The organism is Kluyvera georgiana ATCC 51603 (assembly GCF_001654985.1).
Classification (GTDB): Bacteria; Pseudomonadota; Gammaproteobacteria; order Enterobacterales; family Enterobacteriaceae; genus Kluyvera; species Kluyvera georgiana.
Genome location: NZ_LXEU01000066.1, coordinates 134240 through 144460, shown reverse-complemented (window position 1 = coordinate 144460; position 10221 = coordinate 134240). Strand labels below are relative to the sequence as shown.

Genomic DNA, 10221 nt, shown 5'->3' with positions numbered 1-10221 from the left:
AACCCGGCTACTTAGTGTGAAGTGATTCACATCCACCGTGTCGATGGAGGCGCATTATAGGGAGTTTCCCCGGGGCCGCAACCCTTAAATTGCAGAAAAATGACTGACTGCTGCAATCCACAGCAGAACCCGGCCTTATACCCATTTACGCACAGAGTTATCCACAAATATTGCGTTTACCACTATTATCCAAGCCTTATGATTTGTATTTATCAATGTCGCTCCGTCTATTTACTTAAGCGAGATTGCGCTTTTCCGCTGGCATCCGCCAACTAGCGTTCCCCCACTTTCCCCATAGGGCCATCGCCAGCCTCTGTTTGCAAACATCCACCGCTTATCAGAAAGCACGCGTATTGCAGAAGCGGACCTGTTCGCGCCTCACTGACTCGCTGCGGGAGATAACCGCCACCATCAGCTGGTAAACTGCGTTAGCGGAATAAGCATGTTCGTCATTATTTATCCGTGACGTTTTGCACCAAATCCCAGACCGAAGAGGCATTGCCTTCTTTATTATTCGCCCCCCGTTTTTTGGCACGGTGATCTCCCATTTAGTTTTGGTGAAATTGAGCGACACCGTTTCAACTGGTTTACCACCAGACACTGTGGAAACAACCAAAGGTTGCCCAGCGGTCTGTGCAAACGCGACGATGACGTGCTCGTTTGGGATGCCCCCCGCGCCGTTGATGGTCATTCCTGTCACCGGGTGATGCTAAACGGTATGCCGATGGCACGATTATGCGGGATACTTACAACCAGTCCTACGGTCGCCACCGCCACAACCGCAGTACTCGGCCTGCTAGAGCCGATGCCATATATTCCCGGCACCGTCCGGGCGCGCCGACAATGATGGTGATAGTGGGCAATATGCCCGCGCTGACTGCGCTCAATGCTGATATGTATGTGGGGTGAGGTTATTAGGATTAGTTTTCCTGGATAGATAGCGCCGTGAGCTGGGAGGTATTGGTGATATTAATAATGGTTTCAAGGATTGTACTGGATGGTGTTTATTTGAATGACTGGAAGAGGGAAATCGCCTTTTTGGGGAAAGTTAGTTGTTCTTTGGCATTACAGTAACTTGTAAATCAAAAGGAATAAGACGAAGGCCGGACTCGCACATTATAATCAACCTCATGATTTATATGAGTTAAAATTTCAAATTAAAATGTTATACCAACACCGATACCAACACATTAATTCATTGAATTTGGGACTCGAATCGGAGCGGAAACTGCTATTAGTCCATCTTACAGAAAATATTCTCAGATAGTGCTTTATAGCAATTCATTCTTTCTGTCAGCACTAGGCATGTGCACCTTTCCCTTCTGAAAGTTTCTAATACTGAAAAATCGTTTTTATAAACTTCTATGGATCGATTACCAATATTTGCATGTTAGTTTGTCTGAAAAAGTAAACACGCCTGCCGAGGGAAGGCAGACGCATTATGCAATGAATAAATAAATTATAAAGATTTTGCAGTTAATGCAGAAAAATAGCCCGTCAGACTCAGATTGCCGTGTTGTTACGACTGTGTCGTAACAGACCCGTTGCATGTCGCGCTCGCAGAATATCAAAGGCCCGAAGATAAGGTGATTGTTCCTGCCAGCTAAACCCCTTGCGATCTATTCGAACCAGCTCGTACTTTTCCACCAGAAAATTAACGGCATCGGCCAAAGATATACCGGCATCGATATGTTCCTGAATTACCGTTTCATCACTGAATGGTGTGTCGTTGAGTGTCAGGCCATAATGTTGTTCCAGCAGGCGTGTCAGTAGCATTTGCCAGACTGCAACGGGCGACAGACAAGGCTTCGCCGCCCGCGAAGTTGTTGCAGATTGAGGTTTCATGTTTGCTCTCGTGAAAGTAATTAGCGCTTAGTGGGGTAAATGGCGATGTATACGTAGCCGCAACTGCCGAGGGTGTCGGCTTCGCAGGTAAAACCGGTGTGGTACAGGGTGACGCAATGAACGTGTAGGGGATTCAGTTCACCGGTGGTCAGCATCGATTCCATCTGGCTGATAAAGTGCGGGAATATTTCATCCAGCTTCTGGCATTCGGCGTCACTGAACTTGCCAGTCATGCTGGCCCGGTCAGCCAGATAATGCAGCCGGTTCCCCTCCTGCACCAGACGGGCTCCCAGACGTGGCGTGATATCCCGCCGCAGGCCCCATGTGATGTTGCTCATTGATAACCTCCTTTACTGTCAGTTCAGGGTGATACTCATCAGGCAGGCGTAAGGCCCGTTGCGGTCCTGGCGGCGTTCGGCGTACACAGCCAGGACTCCTGTGATATCCGGAACTTCCCTGCCGGTGTAATGGCAGACGCTACCGTGCCACTGATATTTTCCGGTGCAGTAGCGAAAGATTCGGGACTCAGGATGCTGGCGGTATATCGTCATTGCCTGACGTTTGGGGATGATTTTCATGTAATACCTCACAGCAGACCGTGTTCTGCGAACGAATAGATTTGCCTGCCGCCGACAATCAGATGGTCAGGGACACGGATATCCACCAGCTGAAGTACCTGAACCAGCCGCTGCGTGAGAGCTTTATCAGCCTGGCTGGGGGGCGTCTCGCCGGAAGGATGGTTATGCGCCAGTATCACCGCCGCGGCATTGAAATACAGGGCGCGCTTAACGACCTCCCGGGGATACACCTCGGTGCGGTTAATCGTGCCGGTGAAGAGCGTCTCATGGGCAATCAACTGATTCTGGTTGTCCAGATACAACACCCGGAACTCTTCCCGCTCAAGTACGGCCATATGCAGTCGCAACCACTCCCGAACGGCATGAGTGGAGGTGAAGGCTACCCCTGGCTCATGCAGGTGCCGCTCCAGAGCCCTGATCGCCCGCTGAATGAGACGCCGGTCCTGTGGCGTCATCTCGCCGGGTAAAAAGGAGAGCTGTTTCATCCGTTATTCCTCCGTTCAGTCGATGATACGCAGAATGGCGTGAGCTTCAGGATGCTGCAGGGCATAGTCCCGCAGGCGATAATAGTGTGCGTTCATTGCGTCACATTCTGTACGACAGGCGTGATGGCTGTATTCAATCAGGCAGACCGCGATACCTGCGGCTTCCGCGCTCATTTCCGCACTATTGCCGTTCATGCCGTTGAACAGAAGCCATTTATCGTCACCGTCAGCATCAGGTGCCATATACGCACCGCCATTGCTGAGCGTGTAAAAGGACCAGATACCGCCGTTGTACTCATCACAGAAGCGGTCCATCCAGGCAAAAATACGTGGCTCCAGGGTTATCCACTGTGGGATAGCGCCAAAGTACTGCGGCCAGAAGCAGATACGCTGTTCGTCAGGTACCTGCGTTACGGTCAGTTCAAATTCGGACTCGTTAGCAGATACGAGATTGTTTTGTGTCGCTGTTGTCATGGGTATGTCTCCATTAATAAAAAAAACCAGCGGCGATGGCTGGCGTAGGGGGTAATAAAGTGGGTTCGGGAAGGTTAAATATTGGTGGTAAATGATTCGGGGTCAGCGGGTGAAAGTGTCAGTGCGGATGCCTGTCCTGCGAATATAGCGGTTAAGACCTTCACCGGCATCCGGTTCAAAGTTCCATGCCCGCCAGACCATCCGGCCTTCGGCGTCGCGGACCACCAGGCGGAAGTGACTGCCCTGGTCGTCTTCAATGCAGACGTTGTGATAGCGACGGGTAATTGCTTCTGCCTGTTGCCGGGTGAACGGTCCCGGTGGCAGTAAATGAGATTCAGGCATGAGGAGCTCCTTAAATGCAAAAAGCCCCTGCTGACTGAGCAACAGGGGCTGTGGGGACTGCTGATACCACTCTGGTCAGAGTGACCGGATTATCAGAAAGCGACCTTTAGTGTGGCCTGGCCGTTGTAACCGTCAGCACTGTTGCCGCTGACGCTGCGGGTATAACCGGCCTGCACGCCGAGTGCGACATTCTGCCGTACCCGCGCTTCAATACCCGCCTGGAGGTCAAGCGAGGCGCCATCCTGAGACGGGGTGAAGCTGACATTGCTGCCAGCCGTTGCGGTGCCCATGCTCATCTCACCGTCTGAGCTGAAGGTGCGGATAACCGACGGACGTACCCACCAGTTCACCGGCATTTCGCTTGTGCTGTGCTTCATGCGGTCAGCAAAGCCGGCAACAGCAGAGGTACCCTGACCGAAGTCCATTTCAGACGAACTGCCGAAACGAAGTCCGGCGCGGACATGCTGCGCACTGCCGTCACCAAAGTTCACGTAACCGCCGTTGTCATGCCCGTTATCCAGGGACAGGCTCTGCCAGACGTACTGCAATTGTGGCTCCAGCACCAGCCCCTGACTGATGTTAAACGGCAGACCGGTTTCCAGAGAGGTCAGCCACCCGGTACCGTCAGTATCAAAACGGTTATCCGCAGAGCTGGCCTTCAGGCTGTGACGGGAGCCCTGTGCCACCACATCGGCCCACAGTCCGCTGGTTTCATGAACCGCCGTCAGATACCCGCCGAGGCTGTACACCGTGTCACGCACGCTGCCTGCCGCAGAGCGGTCATCGTTTTTCACATCCACCAGCGACTGGCCTGCCGCACCATAGAGTCCACTGGTCAGCGAAAGCCTACCGGTGTCGTGTTTGAACAGGTCACCACCGAGCTGAATAAAGCCATAGCTGCCGCTGCTTTCCGGGGTGTCGCCCTGCGCAATGCCGCCATTACTGTCATGCCCGGTATGCCCGCCCTGAATACGCCCCCAGAATCCCTGGTTATTCACCGCACTGCTGCGCTGGCTGTATGTCCCGGCCAGCGCACGGTCGTAATCCATGCTCTGTGCAAACAAAGAGGCGTACAGTACCACTTCGGCACGGTAGCCCGCTTCACTGGACAGATACCAGTTTTCATCGGCACTGCCGTGGCTCAGGGTGTAGTTGTACGCCCCGGCCTGCAGTTTGCGGCCCAGCGCAAAGGCTCCGGCTTCAGTGGTGGCTCCGTTAATCGCCTCCACCACTTTGATACCGCTGCCGGTTGTCGCCAGCCCCAGCCCGGCATCACCGGCACTGGTGAAGTTCAGCCAGGTTTTACCGGTTGCCTGCCCGCCGTCAATGACCAGCATATCGGTCGGGAAGGTCGGGTCATCAAGACGAATGGACAGATTAATAGTACCGTTGCGTCCTGTCAGATTTGTAACCGTCAGCGTTTCAGGGACAAACGGACTGTTTGCTGGTGCTGGCGCAAAACTGATGGTTCCGGCGTTATCCAGGTTATCGAGCACCGATTTCACCGCCGCACCGCGCTGAATATTCCAGCGGGCACCGCTGTCGAGGGTGACGTCAGTCGGGTCAATTGCCCCGTTCATCACCGAGTTGCCGGTCAGACGCACCTGCGTACCGGACTGTGCGATGATGTCGCTGTTGATGATGGAATTGTTCAGCGCCAGCGTCCCCTGATTCAGGTTTACCTGTGACTGGGACAGCGTGCCGTTGCTGACCGTCAGGGTGCCGTCACCGTCCTTGAGCATCTGCCCGCCACCGCTTACCGAACCGCTGATGACCGCGTTCTGACCGTTACCCGTGCTGAAGTGTAGTTGTCCGCTGTTGATGGCATTCCCCGTCAGCGATGCACCGTCGCCAAATGAGGTGGTGCCGGTGAGCGTGCCCCCCTGCGCCACATTCAGGGTGCTGCCTGCCCCCACGGCGGTGTTATCCGCACTGCCGTTACCCAGAACCGTGAACTGACTGCCGTTATCAAGACGCAGGTTGCTGGCCTTGCCGGTTGCACCGTCAATGCCGAATGCGCCGGAGGTGTTCGTACCGCTGACCGTTGCGCCGGTATCGGCAATCAGTACGCCGCCGTCATGCATCACGATGTTCTGTGCCTTACCGCCGGTCGCCACGGCCAGAATACCGCCCTGATTAACCGTGGTGGTATCGGCGCTGCCGTTACCCAGCACATCAAGACGCCCGCCGTTTTCCAGCAGCACATTAGTGGCACTGGCATTCGCGGCATCAACACTGAAGTTACCCAGACTGTTGGTCCCGGAGACGGTGGCACTGGTGTTCGTCACCAGCGCGCCCCCGGCATTCTGGGTAACGTTCGTGGCGTTGCCTCCGGCACCCACCTGCAGTTTACCGTCCGCATTAACTGTGGTGTTGTCGGCTGTCGCACCGCTTTTCACCACCTGCCAGCCGCCCGCATTGATTACCGTGTCACTTGCAGATGCACCGGCATGCACGTACTGATAACCGCCATCCAGGCGGGTCGTATTTGCCGAACCGTGCACACTCTGGTCGCCGCCCGCTTTAATCACTGTGCCGGTGGCAAGGCCTCCTGTCGCAATAGTCTACCGACCATCGTTATTAATGGTGGTATCAGTTGCGGTACCGGCAACCCACTGCCCGTCGTTGTTCTCTGCATCGGGACCACCCTGTGCTCCGGTATTCACCACACTACCGGTAGCCTGCGCTCCAGCTTTTACCAGCTGAGCCCCGTCTTTATTAATGATCGTGCCGGAGGTAATACCGCCGCTGTGTACCCACTGTGTACCACCGTCAAGCGTGGTATCTGAAGCTTGACCATGCACGCTCTGACCACCACCGCTGTTGACTGTGGTGTCTGTGGCGCTGCCGCCAGCCAGTACACCCTGCAGCCCGCTATTATTAATGGTGGTCTGGTTTGCCACGCCCCCCGTCTGTACCCACTGACCACCGCTGTTGTCATCATTATCAGCACCGAACTCCAGGCCTGTGTTGATGACTGTGTTGTTTGTCTTACCGAAAACGATCTGTGAGTCGTGATTGCCGATCACCGCACCATTGACTACCTCACCGGCCGCTACCGTACGGGTGTTTCCCGGCGCATCGTCAGCCAGTGCGGCAGGACTTGCCACCAGTCCGGCAACCGCCAGCGCCAGAACGGCAGTACTGCGCTTTCCTTTGGCTTTTGCCAGCTCTGAGACAACAACAAATGCTCCTAGAACCTCGTTCCATACCAGCCGGTAGCTGGTGTTCAGGTTTCGCTTCATCATTAGTACCTTGTTGTGTGTAAATAATAAAAAGGCCCGCACCCGCCAGACGGATGCAGACCAGTAAAACTCAGGGTGAAGACAGGCTGTTAAGCGACTGCAGGACAACACCAAAATGCGGCAGTGCTCGGATAAAACTTAAATCTTCCGTCAGACGGTAAAGGCGCTCGTTACGTCTGAAACTCTCGGTAAGGGGCTGCACAAGGTGAATATCACCGAGCGCAAATACCGCCGGATGGTCGTTGTGCTCCGCAATCAGGTACCAGTGGCCCTGCTGCGCAATCAGCCGATAAGGGGACAATCTTTCGCATCGTTTTCCGTCAGCCAGCAGCGTGACACGCTGGCAAGTGGTAATGGCCTGTACCAGCCGGTAAAAGGACAGCGGGGTCGCGGGCGAGCCCGCAGAAACAGCATCTCCGGTCAGGCAGGGAGCACCCTCGCAGTTTAACAGCAAGTTCACCAGCCGACGGTCCAGCCCCGGAAAGAGACCGGCGATGCCGGTACGGTGGGCAAAAGTCAGGACATCCAGCTCGCCCTGCGGCCCGGCCCCTGACCGCAGGCGATAGCAGCCCTGATGACATTCGAGGTCCAGATAAATCAGCCGCTCACGAAAATCCCTGTAAAGGGTGCGGACTGACACATCAAACTCGGTCGCGAGCTTTTGCATGTTCAGCGTTTCACCCGCCACGAGGCGGCTGATAATCAGCGACAGCCTGACCGCCAGTCTGTCGTAGCGGCGCTCTGCCAGTGGCATGATGTATTCTCCGTGAAGGTTAACCGGTTGAAAGGCATGCGATTTTAAAGGAGGGGGTTGACAGGATATGTCTGCGGGAGCGGCTATTTTGAGGAAGGCCTGAAGCCTGTATCTGTCAGGCCTGCGCCATTTTCCGGTGAATTAACCAGCAAAAATCCCCGCCAGAAATGACAGGAAGTGTCATTTATTAACATTGCTGTAATGTTATTTGATGCAAAGTGTGAACTCACGCAGGCTGAAAACCACTGAGCAGGGCTTCCGCCATCACCCATAGTGCCCGGTTAAGTTTCACGTCCCCGTCAATACCACGAACGGCACGGGTATGTGACCGTCCTCCTTTGGCGTTACGCCCACTGAGACCGCCCTTAATCAGGTTCTCCTGAATACGCTGGTAGGTGGTCCACAGGTCATTGCTCTCATCCTGCCAGCGACGTGGGGAGAGGATCTGCGATTCAGTCACCGGCTGGTGGTCCTCCCCGAACCGGTACGTCAGTGCAGCCTGTGCCAGTGCCTGTTGCGCAGGTGGCGGCAACAGCAACGACTGCATCGCATCCCGCTTCTCCTCCACCCGGTCAAAAATGCCCAGCACTTCATACGCGCCCTCAATCACCTGGCTCACCACGTCCCCCTTGTGTGGCACCCGCACCTCGCCAAATGACTCACCGCAGACGAGCCCATTCGCACAGACGGCACGAAACAACCCCGGCATCATCTGGTACGAACTGGTGCCGTCATGTGAATTAAGAAGAATGATTTCCGGGACCTGTTTGCCGGTAATCTGCCCCTCACGCCGCAGACGCAGCATGTGCTTTGTGTGTTCGCGACGACCAGGGTCACGCACCCGGGTCTGGCAGGCAAAGAACGGCTGAAAGCCCTCCCGCTGCAGACTGTCGAGCAGGGAGATGGTGGGTATGTAGGTGTAACGTTCACTGCGGGACTCGTGTTTGTCCTCGCTGAACACGCTGGGCACCACGCGAAACAACTCCTCGCGGGTTAACGGGCGGTCACGACGAATAAGATTTGCTGCGCCAAAGCGCGAAGTCAGACGGGTCATGAGCAGACTCCTCAATATGGGTAAAACAAATAAAGAAAGCCCTGTCGCACTGGCGACAGGGTTCGGGAAATAACAGGGCAGAATTAAGCACTCAGAAGAAGAAATCCCAGATAGCGCGGGCCACTGACACCACAGTGGAGCGCACGGCCTGAATGATGGTCCTCACCGGGGCAGGTATCAGGGGAAAGGCACTGACTGTATCAAGTACGGCACCGACTGTTTCACCGAAATCGCCACGGGCCTGCTCATAGACTACCGTTGTGCGAAAGGGACGCTGCAGTTGTGCCACCACCGGGCTGCTGGCCTCGCGTGGCAGACACTTAATCATTCGCTCTGCCATCACCCGTAGTCCCCACTGCAGACGGACCGACACGGCACACACCGGATGCACGGGCTGGAACAGCTCATGCAACAGGCAGATTTTGCGGCTGATGTTTTGCTTCTGCTCTGTGGATAATCGCTCTCCACCACTGGTGGGTTCAGCCTTGTCCGACTGGCTGATAACAAACAGCACCTTATACCGGTATGCCTCACCAATAACCTGGCGGTAAAAATACTCATCCACCGCCAGTGCCCTATCATCAGCCTTAATCAGCCACAGAACCAGGTCAAGCCGGGGAAGCTGTTCACGGTACAGCCCGGCATACTCAGTATCGCGTGCACCACTTTCCCCCACGCCGGGCAGATCCACCAGCGTCATATAGCGGTCGCCAACCTGCAGACGAAAGCGCAGAGGTTCACGGGTACAGGCCACCACATCGCTGACCGGCGATACTTCGCCGACAAACAGGGCATTGCACAGACTACTCTTTCCCGCCCCGGTTTTGCCCATAATGCCGATCACTGGCTCGTAATTTGTGAGCTGCTTTATCTGCTGCAGAATACGCTCTGATGCCCACTGCGGCAGGCCAGAAAGCGATTGCTGCAACGACTGAAAACCTTCAGATTTTTTCATCACTGCTCCTCTGAAATGAAAACAAAAACGGCAGAACCATGAGGTTCTGCCGCTAATGGGGTATGTTCAGGGTGATGATATATATCTGTATCTTTTTTAGATAAACCAACTCAATCAATAATGAGATCAGAAATGCGTTTTGGTTTTTCCGGTTATCACTCCGGTTAATTCTACCAGAACAATTTACACTGCAGCCTGTCCCACTCTTTTCTTATTTCAGCGAGTTGATGTTCACCATTTTCCTTCATCGCTTCTGCACCTTCATGCTGCAACTCGGTACAACGTTCTTTATGGTCACGATCTGCATCGCACCCTGTCAGTACTACTGAAACGGCAAACAAGCTGGTAAGCGCAAGGATTTTTTTCATGATGTTGTCCCTTTCCGTTATGTATAAATCCGTTCCAAAATCGGGCTCTTATCGCAGTTCATCTACACGAGCTTCAGATGCTTAGGCTTCTCCGGACTCCATTTTGCCATTAATTTATTTA

13 protein-coding genes are annotated in these 10221 nt (G+C 54.5%); all 13 read right to left on the bottom strand.

Going from position 1 to position 10221, the window contains the following annotated elements:
• Positions 1-337: 337 nt before the first annotated feature.
• The 13 genes from M989_RS26550 to M989_RS16525 all read right to left on the bottom strand — a co-directional run bounded on the left by M989_RS26550 (position 338) and on the right by M989_RS16525 (position 10100).
• Positions 338-691 (bottom strand): Hcp family type VI secretion system effector, encoded by a 354-nt coding sequence (locus tag M989_RS26550; RefSeq protein ID WP_064547040.1) that lies wholly within the window; start codon positions 689-691, stop codon positions 338-340.
• Positions 692-1503: 812 nt separating this feature from the next.
• Entirely contained in the window at positions 1504-1845 is a 342-nt protein-coding gene (locus M989_RS24770) for a TA system toxin CbtA family protein (RefSeq protein WP_074398812.1), read from the bottom strand.
• A 20-nt stretch (positions 1846-1865) separates the two neighbouring features.
• Positions 1866-2183 (bottom strand): type IV toxin-antitoxin system YeeU family antitoxin, encoded by a 318-nt coding sequence (locus tag M989_RS16570; protein ID WP_064547036.1) that lies wholly within the window; start codon positions 2181-2183, stop codon positions 1866-1868.
• A gap of 18 nt (positions 2184-2201) precedes the next feature.
• Positions 2202-2423, bottom strand: a complete 222-nt coding sequence (locus tag M989_RS16565; RefSeq protein WP_064547034.1) for a DUF987 domain-containing protein — start codon at positions 2421-2423, stop codon at positions 2202-2204.
• 8 nt (positions 2424-2431) lie between these two features.
• Entirely contained in the window at positions 2432-2908 is a 477-nt protein-coding gene (gene radC / locus M989_RS16560) for a RadC family protein (protein WP_064547032.1), read from the bottom strand.
• Between the two features lie 15 nt (positions 2909-2923).
• The gene (locus M989_RS16555; RefSeq protein ID WP_064547030.1) at positions 2924-3382 is read right to left on the bottom strand and encodes an antirestriction protein; all 459 of its coding nucleotides are present in this window, start codon (positions 3380-3382) and stop codon (positions 2924-2926) included.
• A gap of 102 nt (positions 3383-3484) precedes the next feature.
• Entirely contained in the window at positions 3485-3724 is a 240-nt protein-coding gene (locus M989_RS16550; RefSeq protein WP_064547027.1) for a DUF905 domain-containing protein, read from the bottom strand.
• A 92-nt stretch (positions 3725-3816) separates the two neighbouring features.
• A complete protein-coding gene (locus M989_RS16545; RefSeq protein ID WP_425337864.1) occupies positions 3817-6228 on the bottom strand; it encodes an AIDA repeat-containing protein in 2412 nt (803 codons plus the stop codon).
• Positions 6229-6288: 60 nt separating this feature from the next.
• Positions 6289-6969 (bottom strand): ESPR-type extended signal peptide-containing protein, encoded by a 681-nt coding sequence (locus tag M989_RS26545; protein WP_425337863.1) that lies wholly within the window; start codon positions 6967-6969, stop codon positions 6289-6291.
• Positions 6970-7039: 70 nt separating this feature from the next.
• A complete protein-coding gene (locus M989_RS16540; protein WP_045888219.1) occupies positions 7040-7723 on the bottom strand; it encodes a helix-turn-helix transcriptional regulator in 684 nt (227 codons plus the stop codon).
• A 226-nt stretch (positions 7724-7949) separates the two neighbouring features.
• Complete coding sequence (locus M989_RS16535) at positions 7950-8777, bottom strand: DUF932 domain-containing protein (protein ID WP_064547025.1); 828 nt, start codon at positions 8775-8777, stop codon at positions 7950-7952.
• Between the two features lie 91 nt (positions 8778-8868).
• Entirely contained in the window at positions 8869-9732 is an 864-nt protein-coding gene (locus M989_RS16530) for a GTPase family protein (RefSeq protein WP_064547023.1), read from the bottom strand.
• Positions 9733-9902: 170 nt separating this feature from the next.
• Positions 9903-10100: a hypothetical protein gene (locus M989_RS16525; protein ID WP_064547021.1), complete on the bottom strand. Its 198-nt coding sequence runs from the start codon at positions 10098-10100 to the stop codon at positions 9903-9905.
• Positions 10101-10221 lie beyond the last annotated feature (121 nt).

Bases quoted from the DNA above. Each gene is read 5' to 3' on its own strand.
- M989_RS16555 (WP_064547030.1), bottom strand. From the start codon at position 3,382: ATGACAACAGCGACACAAAACAATCTCGTATCTGCTAACGAGTCCGAA.
- radC (WP_064547032.1), bottom strand. From the start codon at position 2,908: ATGAAACAGCTCTCCTTTTTACCCGGCGAGATGACGCCACAGGACCGG.
- M989_RS16550 (WP_064547027.1), bottom strand. From the start codon at position 3,724: ATGCCTGAATCTCATTTACTGCCACCGGGACCGTTCACCCGGCAACAG.
- M989_RS26545 (WP_425337863.1), bottom strand. From the start codon at position 6,969: ATGAAGCGAAACCTGAACACCAGCTACCGGCTGGTATGGAACGAGGTT.
- M989_RS16570 (WP_064547036.1), bottom strand. From the start codon at position 2,183: ATGAGCAACATCACATGGGGCCTGCGGCGGGATATCACGCCACGTCTG.
- M989_RS16530 (WP_064547023.1), bottom strand. From the start codon at position 9,732: ATGAAAAAATCTGAAGGTTTTCAGTCGTTGCAGCAATCGCTTTCTGGC.
- M989_RS26550 (WP_064547040.1), bottom strand. From the start codon at position 691: ATGACCATCAACGGCGCGGGGGGCATCCCAAACGAGCACGTCATCGTC.
- M989_RS24770 (WP_074398812.1), bottom strand. From the start codon at position 1,845: ATGAAACCTCAATCTGCAACAACTTCGCGGGCGGCGAAGCCTTGTCTG.
- M989_RS16565 (WP_064547034.1), bottom strand. From the start codon at position 2,423: ATGAAAATCATCCCCAAACGTCAGGCAATGACGATATACCGCCAGCAT.
- M989_RS16525 (WP_064547021.1), bottom strand. From the start codon at position 10,100: ATGAAAAAAATCCTTGCGCTTACCAGCTTGTTTGCCGTTTCAGTAGTA.
- M989_RS16535 (WP_064547025.1), bottom strand. From the start codon at position 8,777: ATGACCCGTCTGACTTCGCGCTTTGGCGCAGCAAATCTTATTCGTCGT.
- M989_RS16540 (WP_045888219.1), bottom strand. From the start codon at position 7,723: ATGCCACTGGCAGAGCGCCGCTACGACAGACTGGCGGTCAGGCTGTCG.